Source organism: Sphingobium fluviale (assembly GCF_004122115.1).
GTDB classification, from domain to species: Bacteria; Pseudomonadota; Alphaproteobacteria; order Sphingomonadales; family Sphingomonadaceae; genus Sphingobium; species Sphingobium fluviale.
The window spans coordinates 282796-298981 of sequence record NZ_SBKP01000001.1 but is presented as its reverse complement, the minus strand read 5'-3'; the positions used below and the strand labels follow the sequence as shown (position 1 = coordinate 298981).

15 protein-coding genes are annotated in these 16186 nt (G+C 59.7%); 13 read left to right on the top strand and 2 right to left on the bottom strand.

Going from position 1 to position 16186, the window contains the following annotated elements; all coding sequences use genetic code 11:
- Window positions 1-73: 73 nt before the first annotated feature.
- Complete coding sequence (locus tag EQG66_RS01615; RefSeq protein WP_129402772.1) at window positions 74-466, top strand: dihydroneopterin aldolase; 393 nt, start codon at window positions 74-76, stop codon at window positions 464-466.
- 129 nt (window positions 467-595) lie between these two features.
- On the opposite strand, the gene EQG66_RS01610 is transcribed toward EQG66_RS01615, so the two are convergent.
- Both EQG66_RS01610 and EQG66_RS01605 read right to left on the bottom strand, forming a co-directional pair.
- Window positions 596-2386: a cation:proton antiporter domain-containing protein gene (locus tag EQG66_RS01610; RefSeq protein ID WP_129402771.1), complete on the bottom strand. Its 1791-nt coding sequence runs from the start codon at window positions 2384-2386 to the stop codon at window positions 596-598.
- A 142-nt stretch (window positions 2387-2528) separates the two neighbouring features.
- The gene (locus EQG66_RS01605) at window positions 2529-3749 is read right to left on the bottom strand and encodes an NADP-dependent isocitrate dehydrogenase (RefSeq protein ID WP_129402770.1); all 1221 of its coding nucleotides are present in this window, start codon (window positions 3747-3749) and stop codon (window positions 2529-2531) included.
- 171 nt (window positions 3750-3920) lie between these two features.
- On the opposite strand from EQG66_RS01605, the gene EQG66_RS01600 reads away from it, so the two are divergent.
- The 12 genes from EQG66_RS01600 (at window position 3921) to EQG66_RS01545 (ending at window position 16159) form a co-directional block, all read left to right on the top strand.
- Window positions 3921-4676 carry a phosphatidylserine decarboxylase gene (locus EQG66_RS01600; RefSeq protein WP_129402769.1) on the top strand — a complete coding sequence of 252 codons (756 nt, stop codon included), beginning with the start codon at window positions 3921-3923 and terminating at the stop codon, window positions 4674-4676.
- The gene (locus tag EQG66_RS01595) at window positions 4673-5449 is read left to right on the top strand and encodes a CDP-alcohol phosphatidyltransferase family protein (protein WP_129402768.1); all 777 of its coding nucleotides are present in this window, start codon (window positions 4673-4675) and stop codon (window positions 5447-5449) included. Before EQG66_RS01600 ends, EQG66_RS01595 begins: the two co-directional genes overlap by 4 nt.
- Before the next feature lie 449 nt (window positions 5450-5898).
- The gene (rpsB, locus tag EQG66_RS01590; RefSeq protein WP_129402767.1) at window positions 5899-6660 is read left to right on the top strand and encodes a 30S ribosomal protein S2; all 762 of its coding nucleotides are present in this window, start codon (window positions 5899-5901) and stop codon (window positions 6658-6660) included.
- A gap of 100 nt (window positions 6661-6760) precedes the next feature.
- Window positions 6761-7687 carry a translation elongation factor Ts gene (tsf, locus tag EQG66_RS01585; protein WP_129402766.1) on the top strand — a complete coding sequence of 309 codons (927 nt, stop codon included), beginning with the start codon at window positions 6761-6763 and terminating at the stop codon, window positions 7685-7687.
- A 104-nt stretch (window positions 7688-7791) separates the two neighbouring features.
- Window positions 7792-8526, top strand: a complete 735-nt coding sequence (gene pyrH, locus EQG66_RS01580) for a UMP kinase (protein ID WP_129402765.1) — start codon at window positions 7792-7794, stop codon at window positions 8524-8526.
- 21 nt (window positions 8527-8547) lie between these two features.
- Window positions 8548-9105 (top strand): ribosome recycling factor, encoded by a 558-nt coding sequence (gene frr, locus EQG66_RS01575; RefSeq protein ID WP_129402764.1) that lies wholly within the window; start codon window positions 8548-8550, stop codon window positions 9103-9105.
- On the top strand, window positions 9095-9826 hold the full coding sequence (uppS, locus tag EQG66_RS01570; RefSeq protein ID WP_425470201.1) for a polyprenyl diphosphate synthase: 732 nt from the start codon (window positions 9095-9097) through the stop codon (window positions 9824-9826). The genes frr and uppS overlap by 11 nt, the downstream gene beginning before the upstream one ends.
- Before the next feature lie 41 nt (window positions 9827-9867).
- Window positions 9868-10542 carry a phosphatidate cytidylyltransferase gene (locus EQG66_RS01565; protein WP_342775092.1) on the top strand — a complete coding sequence of 225 codons (675 nt, stop codon included), beginning with the start codon at window positions 9868-9870 and terminating at the stop codon, window positions 10540-10542.
- Window positions 10539-11708, top strand: a complete 1170-nt coding sequence (locus tag EQG66_RS01560) for a 1-deoxy-D-xylulose-5-phosphate reductoisomerase (RefSeq protein WP_129402763.1) — start codon at window positions 10539-10541, stop codon at window positions 11706-11708. Before EQG66_RS01565 ends, EQG66_RS01560 begins: the two co-directional genes overlap by 4 nt.
- Window positions 11705-12838, top strand: coding sequence for an RIP metalloprotease RseP (gene rseP, locus EQG66_RS01555; RefSeq protein ID WP_129402762.1), 1134 nt, complete (start codon window positions 11705-11707; stop codon window positions 12836-12838). The genes EQG66_RS01560 and rseP overlap by 4 nt, the downstream gene beginning before the upstream one ends.
- Before the next feature lie 73 nt (window positions 12839-12911).
- Window positions 12912-15464 carry an outer membrane protein assembly factor BamA gene (gene bamA, locus EQG66_RS01550; protein WP_129402761.1) on the top strand — a complete coding sequence of 851 codons (2553 nt, stop codon included), beginning with the start codon at window positions 12912-12914 and terminating at the stop codon, window positions 15462-15464.
- Window positions 15464-16159 (top strand): OmpH/Skp family outer membrane protein, encoded by a 696-nt coding sequence (locus EQG66_RS01545; protein WP_129402760.1) that lies wholly within the window; start codon window positions 15464-15466, stop codon window positions 16157-16159. Before bamA ends, EQG66_RS01545 begins: the two co-directional genes overlap by 1 nt.
- The last annotated feature ends 27 nt before the right edge of the window (window positions 16160-16186 follow it).

The following is a 16186-nucleotide window of genomic DNA, read 5'->3' as shown; positions in this document are numbered from 1 at the left end:
CCGCGCGCTTTAGCGCGCGAACCGTAAAATGAAAGACAATTCTGCGTCGCAACGCACCGGAGCAGGGATACGCATGGCCGCTTATCGTATATCTGAAGACAATTTTCTGGCACTGGAGGTCGATGACCTGCATGTCGACATCCTCACCGGCGTCTACTCCGAAGAGACGCATTTGCCGCAGCCACTGAAGATTTCGGTTCGCGCGCTGATCCGGCAGGAGGCGCATTACGAGCCGGATACGCCACTGATCCTCTCGAAAAACTATATGGACCTGAAGCACGCGGCGACGGATGCGCTGCCTAAAGACCGGCATTTCAAACTGATCGAGGCTGTGGCGGATCACATTATCGATACCATCCTGATGCAGGATGACAAGGTGCTGCACGTGCAGGTTAAGATCGTGAAGCTTGCCCTGTCAGAAAAGGGCGAATCGATCGGCATCACCATGGCGCGCGCGCGTCATTGATTGGAAGTCCGCACCAGCCCTCTCCCCCGCCCAACCTCCCATAAGATAGCCTGTCGGGAGGTTGGGCGGGGGAGAGGGCCGGAACTGCAAATAAGAAACGCAGCCAAGCAGCTTGTTTTGGATCAAATACTAACCCGCATCCCCCTTGCGCAACCGGCGCAGACGAGGCGTGTAATCGAGCTTTGCAGCCTCGCGGATATCCTGCCTAAGGTCTTCGCGACGTTGGTGAATGGAGGCGATGACCGGTCCCATCGCGACACCCAGCTCTACCAGCGCCGTCTCCGCAAGCTGGAGCGAACTTTCCAGAGTCTCCGGTACAGCCTCGGTCGCTCCCGCTTTATAGAGGTGGCTGGCATGGTCCGCATCGCGCGCACGGGCAATGATTGGAAGATTGGGATAAGCCTCGCGCACCGCCTGAGTAATGCGCACGCACAGCACCGGATCGTCCATCGTCAGGATTAGCACACTTGCACTTTCGAGTGAGAGGCTATCGAGCGTCTGCGGCCGGGTGACGTTGCCGAAGCGGACGGCATATCCCTCGCGCCGCCCTTCCAGCACGATATCCGGGTCTGAATCGACCACCACATAGGGCTGGTCGTGCCCGCGCAAAAGATCGCACACCATCCGCCCCACGCGCCCGAATCCAAGGACGACGGTGCGCTGGCCGCTCTCCAGCCCGTCTGCCGCAACGTCTGCAGTGGCATCTCGTGCATGGGCGCGATGCTCGATCCGTCGGGCGACGTCATGGCCGATCCGCGCCAGCAACGGCGTCAGTGTGAGACCGATTGCAGTGGCGATCTGCCAGAACACCGCAGCGTCCTGATTGATGATGTTGGCGGCAGATGCGGTGGCGAGCACGATTAGCGTAGTTTCCGAAGGGCTAGACATTAGCAGGCCAACCTCCGCTGCAAGGCTTCTGCGCGCGCCATTCAGGCGCAGCAGAACCGCCGTCACGACCGTTTTGATCGCCACCACGCCGAATATGGCGAGCAACAAGGCAGGCCATTGCGCGGCGATTATCTTGAGGTCGAGGCTCATGCCGACCGTGAGCAGAAACACGCCGAGCGCCAGTCCGCGGAACGGCGCGGTAATGCCTTCTACCTCGCCGCGATAGTCCGTCTCGGCGATCATCAGCCCGGCAAGCAGAGCGCCGACGATAGGCGAGAGGCCGGTCAGAGCGGTTATCAAGCTCGCCATGATGACTACAAGCAGGCTGGCGGCGAGGAATACCTCCGGGCTTTTGGTGCGTGCCGCTTGTGCAAAAATCGTCGGCAGCACAAATGGCCCGGCGAGCAGCATCGCGATAACGGTCGCGCCGCCGATCAGTAAAGTGTTCATCAATCCGGCGAGATCGCCGCCGCCACTCGCAGGGGCGATGGCGCCCAGCAGGAAGATGATCGGCACCAGCGCCAGATCTTCGAACAGCAACATAGAGAATGCCGTGCTGCCGACCTGCGTCTTGGTGCCGACCATAGGCAGCACCAGGGCGGTGGACGAGAGCGCCAGCGCGAGGCCGAGGCCGATGGCCGCCGGGCCGCTATTGCCCATCAGTGTCAGGATGATCGCGATCAGCAGCGCCGAGCCGCCCAGCTCCAGCGCGCCGACGCCGAACACCATGCGGCGCATTGACCACAGCCGTTTGAAACTCAACTCCAGCCCGATGGAGAACAACAGCAGGATGATGCCCAGCTCAGCAAAGGGTGCGATCGCCTCAGGGCGCGATATGGTCACATAATGAAGCCAGGAATATTCCTTCGTCATCGCCCCCAGGCCGGAGGGGCCGACAATCAGGCCAGCCAGAATGAAACCGATCACCGGACTGATGCGGAAGCGCGCGAACATCGGGATGACGATGCCCGCCGCCCCCAAAATGACGAGAGTATCGCTCAGCCCGCTTGTGCCATGAATCTCCAGTGCCATAGCTTATCTATAAAGCAGGCGTGAGCGGTCCTGTCATGGCCCAAATCAAAAAAGGACCAGATAAACAAACGCCCGCGCGGGTGAGGCGCGGACGTTTTTTATATGTTTTTATATGTCCGTGGCGTCCAAAAGTCGTTGAGGCTTACTTCCAGCTATCCATTTCGGCTTCGAGATTGGCGCGGATCGCCTCAAAGAACTGCTCGGTGGTCATCCAGCTTTGTTCCGGGCCGATAAGGAGCGCGAGATCCTTCGTCATCGCACCGCTTTCCACGGTTTTGATGCACACCTTTTCCAGCGTCTCGGCAAAACGGGTGACTTCGGGCGTTTCGTCGAACTTGCCACGATAGACCAGACCCTGCGTCCATGCGAAGATCGACGCGATCGGGTTGGTTGAGGTCGCTTTGCCCTGCTGGTGCTGGCGGTAATGGCGGGTCACGGTGCCGTGCGCGGCTTCGGCCTCGATCGTCTTGCCATCGGGCGTCATCAGCACCGAGGTCATCAGACCGAGCGAACCAAATCCCTGTGCGACCTGATCGGACTGCACATCGCCGTCATAGTTTTTGCACGCCCAGACGAACTTGCCGCTCCATTTAAGAGCGGAGGCGACCATATCGTCGATCAGGCGATGCTCATAGACGATGCCGGCTGCCTTGAACTTGTCGGCGAACTCGGCCTCGAAGACTTCCGCGAACAGATCCTTGAAGCGGCCGTCATAGGCTTTCAAAATTGTGTTCTTGGTGGAGAGATAGACCGGCCAGCCGCGGCCAAGGCCATAGTTCATCGAGGCGCGGGCGAAATCGCGGATCGAATCGTCGAGGTTGTACATCGCGAGCGCCACGCCGGAGCTGGGATACTGGAAAACTTCCTCGTCGATCACATCGCCATTATCACCCTCCCACACGAGGCGCAGCTTGCCGGGGCCGGGAACGCGGAAATCGGTCGCCTTATACTGGTCGCCAAAGGCATGGCGGCCGACGACGATCGGGTCGGTCCAGCCGGGGATGAGGCGCGGCACGTTGCGGATGACGATAGGCTCACGGAAGACGACGCCGCCCAATATGTTGCGGATCGTGCCATTGGGCGATTTCCACATTTTCTTGAGCTTGAATTCCTCGACGCGGGCTTCGTCCGGCGTGATCGTCGCACACTTTACGCCGATGCCATATTTTTTGATCGCGTTGGCGGAATCGACTGTAATCTTGTCGTCGGTGCGGTCGCGCTCTTCCATGCCAAGGTCATAATAATGCAGATCAATATCCAGATAGGGCTTGATGAGCCGCTCGCGAATCCACTCCCAGATGATCCGTGTCATCTCGTCGCCGTCGATTTCGACCACCGGGTTTTTGACTTTGATCTTCGCCATGGCTCTCTTTCCGCTTTCTATCTGGATATGGGGAGGATGCGAGCGCTCTAGGCAAAGCGCGTCCCGGATTCAACATCTCATCGCTTTATAGCGGGCAAACCTTGACAAAAGCCACATACACACGGCCCTACTACGTTGTATTGGCGTGCAGGAGCGCCTAAACAGTACCTTATGCAACCTGAAACAGACACTCTTTCCGCCGCGCCGGTGGTCGCCGACTCGCAATCCGGCATCAAATGGCGCTTCCCAGCCATCCATCCGGAGGGGCGCAAATTTGGCGCAATCGCTATCGGCATCACCTTGTTGTTGTGGCTGGTGGGATGGGAACCGCTGGCTTGGCTGATGGCGGGCGTCAGTATCTGGGTTTTTGCCTTCTTCCGCGATCCGGTGCGGGCAACGCCACAGGGAACAGACCTTCTGGTCGCGCCCGCCGATGGACTCATCACACTGATTCAGACTGTGCTGCCCCCGCGCGAGATTGCGGGCGAGGACGGCATCGGCACCGCGCCGATGGTGCGCGTGTCGATGTTCATGAGCGTGTTCGATGTCCATATCAACCGCACACCGATCAGCGGCACGATCAAGCAAGTGGTCTATATTTCCGGCAAGTTCATCAATGCCGATCTCGACAAGGCGAGTGAGGATAATGAGCGCCAGCATATCGTGGTGGAGCGTGCGGATGGACTGCGTATTGGCTTCACCCAGATCGCCGGGCTCGTAGCGCGGCGAATCGTGCCCTTTGTAAAGCCCGGTGCAGTGGTGGCCGCGGGCCAGCGCATTGGCCTCATCCGTTTCGGCAGTAGGGTCGACATGTATCTCCCCGCAGGCACAGTCCCACGCGTGGTGCTGGGCCAGCGCACCGTGGCGGGCGAGACCGTGATCGCGAAGCTCGGCGAGGCAGAGCCAATTCGCGGGATTTTGCAGTGAGGCGCCGCCGCGCGGTTCCAAGAGGGTTACGGCGCGGCATATCTTTGCGCCAGGTCGCGCCCAATGCTGTTACGGCGATGGCGCTGTGCTTTGGCCTTACCGGCGTACGCTTTGCCATGAGCGGGCAGTGGGAGCTGGCGGTTGGCAGCGTGATTCTCGCCGGGGTGCTGGACGGGCTGGACGGGCGGATCGCGCGGCTGCTGCATGGAGAGAGCCGTTTTGGCGCTGAGCTGGATTCGCTATCAGACAGTATCGCCTTTGGTGTTTCACCCGCGATCATCATCTATCTGTGGTCATTGCAATATCTGCCCAAGCTCGGCTGGGTTCTGGCTCTGGCGCATGCTCTGATGTGTGCGCTGCGCCTCGCCCGCTTCAACGCCGCGATCGACGCGGACGAGCAGCCGCACAAATCCGCCGGTTACATGACCGGCGTTCCCGCGCCGACCGGGGCGGGGCTGGTATTCGTGCCGATGTATTTGTGGTTTGTCACCGGAAACGAACTGTTTCGTTCCGTCTATGTCGTTGCGCCATGGACCGGTTTTGTCGCTTTTCTAATGATTTCCAGCATCGCTACCTTCAGCTGGAGCGCGCTGAGACTACGGCGCAACATTCGGCTGGAAGTGATTGCGGTAGCGGGATTGCTTGCCGCGCTGCTGCTCACGGAGCCATGGGCGACGCTGCTGGCGATCTCAGCTCTCTATTTAGCGATGATTCCGTTTGGCATCATGAGCTATCGCAAGGTGCGAATGGCAGCGCGCACCGCGACAGCTTGAGCCGCCAGGGTCAACGGAGCAGGTGCGAGGTTAGCCCGACGCGATGCGGCGCGGGGCGCCATCCTTAACGAGGGCAGCGGCGCCGCAGCCTCTGGAACGTAATGTTCCATCCGCAACGCGGCCATCATCTTGCTGCTATAAGTACGCAGCATTGCGCCTATCGTGCACAGTGCCATCACCAGTGCAATCGGGAAAATCAGTGCAGTTGCCATCATCATAGTCAACACCCGTTCGTTATATTCTGATCTGCAAACGCATATTTGCGCTATCCAGTTCTATGTTCACTATATGTTCTTATCTTTGACGCCTGTCAACATCCCATTTCACCTTGCAATCACGCGCTCGCCCGACTAATGGCGCCCCATTCCACATGGGATTCGCACATACCGGTGCCGGATCGGAAGATGCGGTTACTGAATCCCAGAGGCACAACCGGAAGGAGAAAGACCATGGCGGCCCCTGTCGTCACTATACAGCAATTGATTGAGGCCGGAGCGCATTTCGGCCACCAGACCCACCGCTGGAACCCCCGCATGAAGCCGTATATCTTCGGCGAGCGGAACGGTGTTCACATTCTCGACCTCAGCCAGACCGTGCCGCTGTTCGCGCGCGCGCTGGATTTTGTGGCAGGCACTGTGGCGGCCGGTGGTAAGGTGCTGTTTGTCGGCACTAAGCGGCAGGCGGCGGAGGCTATCGCCGAGAGCGCGCGCAAATCTGGCCAGCACTTTGTCAACCACCGCTGGCTGGGCGGCATGCTGACCAACTGGAAGACGATCTCCGGTTCGATCAAGCGCCTCAAGACGCTGGAAGAGAAGCTGTCGGGTGACACGCACGGCCTCACCAAGAAGGAAGTGCTCCAGATGACGCGCGAGCGCGACAAGCTGGAAATGAGCCTTGGCGGCATCCGCGACATGGGCGGCATCCCGGACGTGATGTTCGTGATCGACGCCAACAAGGAAGAGCTGGCGATCAAGGAAGCTAACACGCTCGGCATCCCGGTCGTCGCGATTCTCGATTCGAATGTCTCGCCAGATGGCATTGCTTTTCCGGTTCCGGCGAATGACGACGCCAGCCGCGCGATCCGTCTTTATTGCGATGCGATCGCGACTGCAGCCACCCGTGGCAACCGGGGTGCACAGCAGGCGTCGGGCGTTGACATCGGCGCGCTGGCCGAGCCACCAGCCGAGGAAGCCGTCGCCGCCGAAGCGTAAGTTTCGCCAGATTGCAATATTTTCTGGGCAGGGCGCTTGGCGGTGGAATACCGATAGGCGCCCGCCCGTTTGTAAAAAACCTCTTTCAAAGGAAATGATGATGGCCGAGATTACTGCCGCCGCTGTCAAGGAACTGCGTGATCGCTCTGGCGCGGGCATGATGGACTGTAAAAAGGCGCTTACCGAAGCCAATGGCGACATGGAAGCGGCTGTCGACTGGCTGCGCGCAAAGGGTCTGGCTGCTGCCGCCAAGAAATCGAGCCGCACCGCCGCAGAAGGACTGGTTGGTGTTGCCGTTGCCGGCACCAAGGGGGTTGCGGTTGAGGTAAACAGTGAGACGGATTTCGTCGCGAAGAACGAGCAGTTCCAGGATTTCGTGCGCAGCGTGACCAGTGTCGCACTGAGCAACGGCGCGGCCGATGCCGATGCGCTCGCTTCCGCCGACTATCCGGGTGGTGGCACGGTGTCGGAAAAGCTCGTCGCCAATATCGCGACCATCGGCGAAAACCAGACGCTTCGCCGCGTGGGTAGCGTGTCGGTGAGCAGCGGCCTTGTCGTGGATTATGTCCATAACGCGGTTGTGCCGGGCCTCGGTAAGATTGGCGTACTCGTGGCGTTGGAGGGCGATGCTTCAGCGGATGTGCTTCAGCCGCTTGGCAAGCAACTCGCGATGCACATCGCGGCGGCATTCCCGCTGGCGCTGTCTGCGGATCTGATCGACCCCGCCCTGCTGGAGCGCGAGCGCGCAATTGCTGCGGAGAAGGCTGCCGAAAGCGGCAAGCCCGCCGAGATCGTCGCCAAGATGGTCGATGGCGCAGTGGCGAAGTTCGCCAAGGAAAACGCGCTGTTGTCTCAGCTGTTCGTGATGGACAACAAGACGCCGATCGCTGACGTTGTCGCCAAGGCGGCGAAGGAAGCTGGTGCTTCGATCGTGCTCAAGGACTATGTTCGCTTCCAACTCGGCGAAGGCATCGAGAAGGAAGAGAGCGATTTCGCGGCGGAAGTCGCGGCTGCTGCGGGCGTATAAGGCATCACATTTATTCTGAACAGGCGCTATGGGCGCTTGGCACTGTGGCGCGCTCCTACTAAGGTGCGCGCCATTCCTGTATCTAAAGCGGATTCACACACCCTATGACACGCTCGACCCCCAAACGCATTCTGCTGAAACTGTCCGGCGAAGTGCTGATGGGCGAGGGGGCGTTCGGTATTGACCCCACGACTGTGGATCGGATTGCAGGAGAGGTTGCTGCAGCCAAGGAGGCGGGGTTCGAAATCTGCATGGTCGTGGGCGGGGGCAATATTTTTCGTGGCCTTGCCGCCGCCGCCAAGGGCTTTGACCGCACCAGCGCCGATTATATGGGCATGCTCGCCACGGTGATGAACGCGCTTGCGGTGCAGAATGCGCTGGAGCGCATGGGGCATCAGACCCGTGTGCAGTCCGCTATCCCCATGGAAACCGTGTGCGAGCCGTATATCCGCCGCCGTGCGGTGCGGCATATGGAGAAGGGCCGGATCGTGATCTTTGCGGCGGGCACTGGCAACCCGTTTTTCACGACCGACACTGCCGCCGCACTGCGTGCCGCCGAAATGGGCTGTGACGCACTGTACAAAGGCACCTCGGTCGATGGCGTATATGATGCCGATCCCAAGAAGGTTTCCTCAGCAAAGCGTTATGAATCAGTGACGTTTGACCGAGTGTTGAATGATAACCTCAAGGTGATGGACGCCTCTGCCGTGGCGCTTTGCCGCGAGAACAATATCCCCATCGTCGTGTTCAACATCCGCGAGACGGGCAACCTTGCCCGCGTGCTGAGCGGCGAAGGCGTGGCGACTATCGTCGGCCCGGCTACTGTCGAGGCTGCGTGAATTACCGATAAGGAGAGCGAAATGGCCCAGTTTGACAAGGCAGACCTCGAACGCCGCATGAAGGGCGCAGTGGAATCATTGAAAGGCGATCTCTCTGGCCTGCGCACTGGCCGCGCCAACGTGTCGCTGCTCGATCCCGTCAATGTCGAGGTTTATGGAGCGCATATGCCGCTCAATCAGGTGGCGACCGTCTCCGCACCGGAGCCGCGCATGCTCTCGGTCCAGGTATGGGACCGCAGTAATGTGACCCCGGTCGAAAAAGCGATCCGCTCGGCGGGCCTCGGCCTCAACCCGATCACCGATGGGCAGACGCTGCGTTTGCCGATCCCGGATCTGACCGAGGAACGCCGCAAAGAACTGGCGAAGCTCGCCAGCCAATATGCCGAGAAGGCCCGCGTCGCCGTGCGCAATGTGCGCCGCGATGGCAACGACAATCTCAAGGTAGACGAGAAGAAGGGCGAGATCAGCGAGGACGAGCGCAAGCGATCCGAGACAGATGTGCAGAAGCTGACCGACAGCACTATCGCCGAGATCGACGCTGCGCTCGCACATAAGGAAAAAGAGATCCTTGGCCAGTAAAGCCGCGCCTGCGTCTGTTCCCGCCGCTGCTGGAGGTTCCGGCCCCGTGCATGGCGCGCGCCATGTCGCCATCATCATGGACGGCAACGGGCGCTGGGCGAAGAAGCGTTTCCTGCCGCGCGTGGCCGGGCACAAGGCAGGCGTGGAGGCCGTGCGCAAGACGGTTCGCGCTGCGCAGGAGCTGGGGCTGGAATGCGTCACACTCTATGCCTTTTCCTCCGAAAACTGGAAGCGGCCGGAGCAGGAGATTTCAGACCTTACCGGCCTGATGAAACATTTCATCCGGGCGGACCTGGAAGAATTTCACGCTAACAATGTGCGCCTGCGTATCATTGGCGATTACACCGCGTTTGAGCGAGAGGCGGTAGAGCTGATCGACCGGGCGCTGGAGCGGACCAGTGGTAACACCGCCTGTACCCTCGTCATCGCGCTGAATTACGGCTCGCAAGATGAGCTGGCGCGGGCAGCGGCGAAGGCAGCGGCCAAGGGGGCGATCACTCCCCAAACGATCGAAGCCGAACTGGACACGGCGGGCTTGCCACCGCTCGATTTGCTGATCCGCACATCGGGGGAGGTGCGTCTCTCCAACTTCCTGCTGTGGCAGGCGGCCTATGCTGAGCTCTATTTCACCGACCTGCTCTGGCCGGATTTCGACAAGAAGGCGCTGGAAGCCGCGCTTGAGAGTTTTGCCGCGCGCGAACGTCGCTATGGTGGGCTATGATGAGTGAAGCAGCGCCCACAGCGAAGCTATCGGACTTGGGCGTGCGAACAGTTTCGGCCGTGATGATGGTCCTCATTGCCGGTGGAGCGTTATGGGCCGGTGGATTTGTGTTCGCGCTGTTCGTTTGGCTGATAGGACTTGGCCTGCTCTGGGAGTTTGGCGGGCTGGTGGCGCGGATCACATCGAATTGGGGTGAACGCGCATTCTGGATGGCGGGAGGTGTCGTTTATATCGGTGCGGCCTGCTTCGGCCTGCTTCTGTGTCCGCCTGAGCTGCGTTGGCTGGTGATATTGGTGGTGATCGCGACAGACACCGGCGCCTATTTCGCCGGGCGCAAGTTTGGCGGCGCGAAGATCGCCCCTGCGATCAGCCCGTCGAAAACATGGGCGGGCCTGTATGGAGGCATGGTGTATGCCATGTTGGTGATGCTGGCGGCCTTCGTAAAATCCAAGTCCACAGTTTTGGGCGGGCCTGACGCGATTACACAGGTTTTCAGGGATTTTCCGCTAACCCTGGCAATGATGATGCTGGCGGGCGCGGTGCTGGCGGTGCTGGCGCAGACGGGGGACTTTTTCGAGAGCTGGATGAAGCGGCGGGCAGGAGTGAAAGATAGCGGCACGCTGATCCCCGGCCATGGTGGCCTGTTTGACCGGCTCGATGGCCTGCTACCGGTAGCCATCGCTGCCGGTCTGTTTGCTTGGACCACAATTTTATGAGCACTGCCCGCCGCAGTATCTCCATCTTTGGCGCGACGGGGTCTATCGGCGCATCGACGCTTGATCTGATCGGGCGCGAGCCAGACAGCTTTGAGGTGCTTGCTCTCACCGCCAACAGCGACCCGCAAGGGCTGGCGCAACTGGCGATAGAGCATGGCGCGAGCGTCGCTGTTATCGCAGACGAAGGCCATTATTCAGCATTGAAAAACGCTCTTGCAGGGTCTGGCGTAGAGGCTGCGGCGGGGGCGCAGGCACTGGCCGATGCCGCACGGCAGGGCGCGGACTGGACCATGGCGGCAATTGTCGGCTGCGCAGGACTGGAGCCGACTTTGGCAGCGCTGGAATGTGGCAAAACCGTCGCGCTTGCCAACAAGGAGGCGCTTGTTTCGGCTGGCGGGCTGATGATGGAGACGGCGCGGGCGTCTGGCGCGACATTGCTGCCGGTCGATAGCGAGCATAACGCGATTTTCCAGTGCCTTGCGGGCGGCGATCTGAACCAGGTGCGGCGCATCATCCTGACCGCAAGCGGAGGGCCGTTTCGCGCGATGCCGATGGACGAAATGGCGCGCGTCACGCCGGAGGCGGCAGTGCGTCACCCCAACTGGTCGATGGGCGCGAAGATCAGCATCGACAGCGCGACAATGATGAACAAGGGACTTGAGCTGATTGAGGCTGGCCACCTTTTTCCGGTCGGGCTGGATAAGATCGAGATACTGGTGCATCCGCAGTCCGTGATCCACTCACTGGTGGAATATAGTGATCGCTCGACTTTGGCGCAGTTGGGTTCGCCTGATATGCGCATTCCCATTGCTCACGCGCTCGCCTGGCCTGCACGGATGGAGGGACCGAGCGCCCCACTCGATCTTGCTACTATCGGCAGGCTTGATTTCGAGCAGCCAGACGAGGCGCGCTTCCCCGCTTTGAGGTTGGCTCGGCAGGCAGGAGAGGCGGGCGGGGCGTTGCCCGCTGTGCTCAACGCCGCCAACGAGGTCGCTGTTGCCGCATTTCTGAACCGTCGCATCGGCTTTCTCGACATCGCCGCCATTGTTGAGCGCGTACTCTGCGGCTATAGCGGCGCAAACCCGCGCACGATTGGTGATGTGCTGGAGATAGACCGGGCTGCGCGGACAAGCACACTCGGCATGATGGAGAGCGTAAGAGCCTGATGTCCTCACCCGGTTTCCTGATGACTGTATTGGCGTTCATTGCCGTGATCGGTCCGCTCGTGTTCGTGCACGAAATGGGGCATTATCTCGTCGCGCGCTGGTGTGGCGTGAGGGCGGAGGTCTTTTCGATCGGCTTCGGCCCGGAAATCGCGGCTTGGGTCGATCGACGCGGGACGCGGTGGCGTATCGCGGCGCTTCCGTTGGGCGGCTATGTCAAGTTTGCGGGCGATATGGGCGTTGCCAGCCAGACCGACCCGGCATGGCTCGCCTTGCCGGCGGCAGAGCGCGCTCAAAGTTTTCCCGCCAAATCCGTGTGGCAACGCATGGCGATCGTGGCCGCCGGGCCGTTCATAAATCTCGCATTCGCGGTTCTGATCCTAGGTGGCCTCGCCATGACCTATGGGGCGCCGGTGAGTGAACCGGTGATCGGCAGGGTGGCGGCAGGCAGCGCTGCGGAGAAGGCAGGGCTGAAGCCCGGAGACCGTATCATCAGCATCATGGGCCGCCAGATCGATGATTTCCGCGATATTTCTTCCATCGTCAGCCTTCGCCCGGACGAGCTTCTGCCCTATGAGATAGAGCGCAATGGTAGCCGGTTTGGGCAAGACATTGCGGCGGGAGCGCGGATCGAGAAGGATCGTTTCGGCAACATCTATCGCATCGGTTTGCTCGGCGTCGGCTCCAGCACGGTCAAGCTTCAGCCGGTGGGCATACTGGAAGCGCCGGTCGTCGGCTTCAAGCAAGCGGTGGACGTGACCCGCACTGGGCTTGATGGCATGGGCCAGATCATCACCGGTCGCCGACCCGTCACCGAAATGGGCGGGCCGCTCAAAATCGCGGATATCTCAGGCCAGGCGGCTATGATGGGGGGCGCAAGCTTCCTGTTTTTCATGGCTTTGATCTCGATTAACTTGGGGTTCATCAACCTGTTGCCAATCCCCATGCTGGATGGTGGACATTTGTTTTTCTATGCAATCGAGGCGGCGCAGCGGCGACCGGTCAGCCCGCAGGTGATGGAGTGGGCCTATCGCTCTGGCATGGCCCTGTTGCTTAGCCTGATGTTGCTGGTGACGATCAACGATTTGGGGTCATTCGGGCTGTGGAAAAGCCTCTCGCGCTTGATTGGTTGACGCATATCGGGCAGGGCATGGGCGGCATCGGCTTTCGGATAGGATTGGGGTTAGCGTGAGACAAGACAGATATATGGCAAAGGCATTGCTGGCTGGGACTATCCTCGGCGGCATCGTCCTGTCTTCGCCTGTAGCCGCAACGACGGTTGTAACTCCCGCTCCGCCACCGCCGGTAACGTCGGTTCCGCCGCCGGTCCAAACGATCAGCAACATTGTCGTAGAGGGTAACCAGCGTCTGGAAGGAGAGACGATCCTTTCCTACACCAAGCTGCGCATTGGCAGCGCCTACACTCGCGAGAATCTCGACTCTGCCCTGCGTGACCTTTACGAGACTGAGCTGTTTGCAGATGTGCAAATCCGCGATAACGCTGGCGCGCTCACAGTTATCGTGCAGGAAAACCCCGTGGTGAACCGCATCGTGCTGGAGGGCAACAAGCGGGTCAAGGAAGACAAGATTCGCCCAGAGATCAAGATGGCTGCGCGCCAGATCTATACCCGGTCCAAGGTGCGCGCAGATGTCGCCCGCATCGTAGAGTTATATCGCCGTCAGGGCCGCTTCGCCGCCACGGTGGAGCCGAAGATGGTAAAGCTCGACCAGAACCGGGTCGACATCGTTTTCGAGATCAACGAAGGGCCAAAGTCAAAGGTTCGCCAGATCAATATCATCGGCAACGACAAATTCTCCGATGGCAAGCTGCGTAGCGAGATGGCGACCAAGCAGGCGCGTTTCACCCGCATCTTCTCTTCCGGCACCAGCTATGATCCGGATCGTATGGCCTATGACCAGCAGAAGATGCGTCAGTTCTATTTGACACAGGGCTATGCCGATTTCCGTGTGGTGTCCGCCGTGGCGGAGCTGACACCGGACAAGCAGGATTTCATCATCACCTATGTGGTGGAGGAAGGCGAACGCTACAAGTTCGGCGACGTGAAGGTGGAGAGCGATATTCGCGAGCTGCCGAGCGACCGGCTGAGCGCCACGCTGCCGATGAAAAAGGGCGAGTGGTATAACGCCAAGAAGGTGGAAGACACGGTCGATCTGCTGAGCGAGACTGCGGGCCTGTTTGGCTATGCCTTTGCCAGCGTTGATCCCGATTTCCAGCGCGATAAAGACAGCAGGACGATGGGTATCGCGTTTCGTATTGCCAACGCACCCCGCGTCTATGTCGAGCGGGTAGACATCAACGGCAACACGCTGACGCAAGACAAGGTGGTGCGCCGCGAGTTCCGTCTTGCAGAGGGGGATGCCTTCAACAGCTTTCAGGTCAAGCGCACCAAGGACCGCATCCGCTCGTTGGGCTTTTTTCAGGACAAGCTTGAGATCGAGCAGAAGCCCGGATCAGCGCCGGATCGCATTGTGCTGGAAGCGAATGTAGAGGAGAAGTCGACAGGCGAGCTGTCGCTCTCGGCTGGATATTCGAGCCTGGAGCGGATCATCTTTTCGGCATCCGTCACTCAGCGCAACTTCCGTGGCAAGGGGCAGGAGCTGAGCACCAGCGTCGATTATTCCAAATATTCAAAATCGGTGAATATTGGCTTCACAGAGCCATATCTGTTTGACCGGAATATTGCATTGGGCGGCGATGTGTATCGCAGAGACCAGAACAGCTTCCGTTACCTCAGCAATAATGATCGCAGCCGCACCTATCAGCAGGTGACAACCGGCTTTCAGCTCCGCGCGGGTGTGCCACTGACGGAATATACTTCGCTGTCCTTGCGCTATAGCCTCAACTTTGATGACGTGTCGCTCGATGAGAGCATCTACTACACCAATGGCCAGTGTGATGCTCTGCTTGCGGGGCGCTATCTGTGCGACGCCATCGGCAAGAGGACGACATCGTCGGTCGGCTATTCCTGGATATATGACAACCGCGATAACCGCCTGCGCCCGACCCGTGGTCACAACCTTGTTTTCAGCCAGGATTTTGCGGGTCTGGGAGGCAGCGTCAAATATCTGCGCTCGCGCGTGAATGGCGGTAAATGGTTTGGTCTGGGTAGTGGGTTCGTTCTTGGCCTGACTGCTGAGACGGGCTACATCATGGGCCTCGGCAAAAAATCGTCTGATCCGACGGTCGACAAGGTGCGCCTTACGGATCGTTTCTTTCTGGGGGAGCCGCAATTGCGTGGCTTTGACATCCGTGGCGTGGGGCCGCGGGTGATCCGCTATAATGTCGATCAGAACGGCAACCGCACCAGCCAACTATCCGACGATGCGCTGGGTGGCCGCTTCTATTATCTTGCTCATGCCGAAATTGAAATTCCGCTGGGTTCCGGAGCACGTGAGCTTGGGCTAAGACCGTCAATCTTTATGGATGTGGGTGCTGTAGGAAATCTGAAACGGCCCAAGACTATCAATTTCAATGGCTATTGCCAGGACAACACAAGCGGCGCGCGGAGGGAGCCAGCTACCCCTGCCGGATGTAACAGCGCATCGGAATTCCTGATTCTCTCTCCCTTTCAGGAAGGTTTTGTCGGCGATACGCTCTCGCCACGCCTTTCCGTGGGCTTCGGCGTCAATTGGAATTCGCCGTTCGGCCCGTTCCGTATCGACATCGCCAAGGCGCTGCTCAAGAAACCAGGGGACGACACCAAACTCATCACCTTCAATATAGGGACTCAATTCTGATGAAGACTTTTTCCAAGTTCGCGCTGGCGGCTGCGCCTGTGCTCGGTCTTGCGCTGGCCGCTACGCCCGCTCAGGCACAGATAGGCGGCATTGCAACTGCCAGCACCATTGGTGCCATCGTCAAGAGCAAAGCAATGGTGCAGGGCTATCAGACGATCGACACCACCTACAAGACCTATTACGATCAGCTTCAGGCTAAAGGCAAAGAGCGAAACGACCTGCTCGCCAAGCTCGACAAGAATGGCGACAAGAATGTCGATCAGGCTGAAATGGATGCCGCAGAGGCAGCCAAAGACCCCAACCTCGTTCTGATCGAGGCGAAGGAGAAGGAGATCGTCGCGCTGCAAGAGCCCATCGCCAAGGCCAAGATGTATGTGTTGAGCCAGATCATCGGCAAATATGAACCAGCTCAGCAAACGGTTGTTACTGCGAAGAAGATCAGCATGATCCTCGCGCCGGACGCGTTCATTTGGGCGCAGCCGACAGTAGATGTGACTGCCGCGATCACGGCGGAGCTGGATAAAGCGCTGCCCACGGCCGCCACCACCGTTCCGGCAGGTTGGAACCCGGACCAGCAGGTCTATGAGGTTTATCAGCGCGTTCAACAGATGATCGCCGCGGCCGTGCAGCAACAGGCTCAGGCGCCTCGGCCAGCAGCACCGGCATCCGGCAAGGCCGCGCCGACAGGCCGCTGATCCAGAGATGAGCGAAGGGGAAAGCAA

What these genes read in the sequence shown, in the direction of transcription:
- tsf (WP_129402766.1), top strand. Translation starts at nt 6,761, where the DNA reads ATGGCCGAGATTACTGCCGCCGCTGTCAAGGAACTGCGTGATCGCTCT.
- pyrH (WP_129402765.1), top strand. Translation starts at nt 7,792, where the DNA reads ATGACACGCTCGACCCCCAAACGCATTCTGCTGAAACTGTCCGGCGAA.
- bamA (WP_129402761.1), top strand. Translation starts at nt 12,912, where the DNA reads ATGGCAAAGGCATTGCTGGCTGGGACTATCCTCGGCGGCATCGTCCTG.
- EQG66_RS01545 (WP_129402760.1), top strand. Translation starts at nt 15,464, where the DNA reads ATGAAGACTTTTTCCAAGTTCGCGCTGGCGGCTGCGCCTGTGCTCGGT.
- EQG66_RS01610 (WP_129402771.1), bottom strand. Translation starts at nt 2,386, where the DNA reads ATGGCACTGGAGATTCATGGCACAAGCGGGCTGAGCGATACTCTCGTC.
- EQG66_RS01560 (WP_129402763.1), top strand. Translation starts at nt 10,539, where the DNA reads ATGAGCACTGCCCGCCGCAGTATCTCCATCTTTGGCGCGACGGGGTCT.
- rpsB (WP_129402767.1), top strand. Translation starts at nt 5,899, where the DNA reads ATGGCGGCCCCTGTCGTCACTATACAGCAATTGATTGAGGCCGGAGCG.
- EQG66_RS01605 (WP_129402770.1), bottom strand. Translation starts at nt 3,749, where the DNA reads ATGGCGAAGATCAAAGTCAAAAACCCGGTGGTCGAAATCGACGGCGAC.
- frr (WP_129402764.1), top strand. Translation starts at nt 8,548, where the DNA reads ATGGCCCAGTTTGACAAGGCAGACCTCGAACGCCGCATGAAGGGCGCA.
- EQG66_RS01615 (WP_129402772.1), top strand. Translation starts at nt 74, where the DNA reads ATGGCCGCTTATCGTATATCTGAAGACAATTTTCTGGCACTGGAGGTC.
- EQG66_RS01600 (WP_129402769.1), top strand. Translation starts at nt 3,921, where the DNA reads ATGCAACCTGAAACAGACACTCTTTCCGCCGCGCCGGTGGTCGCCGAC.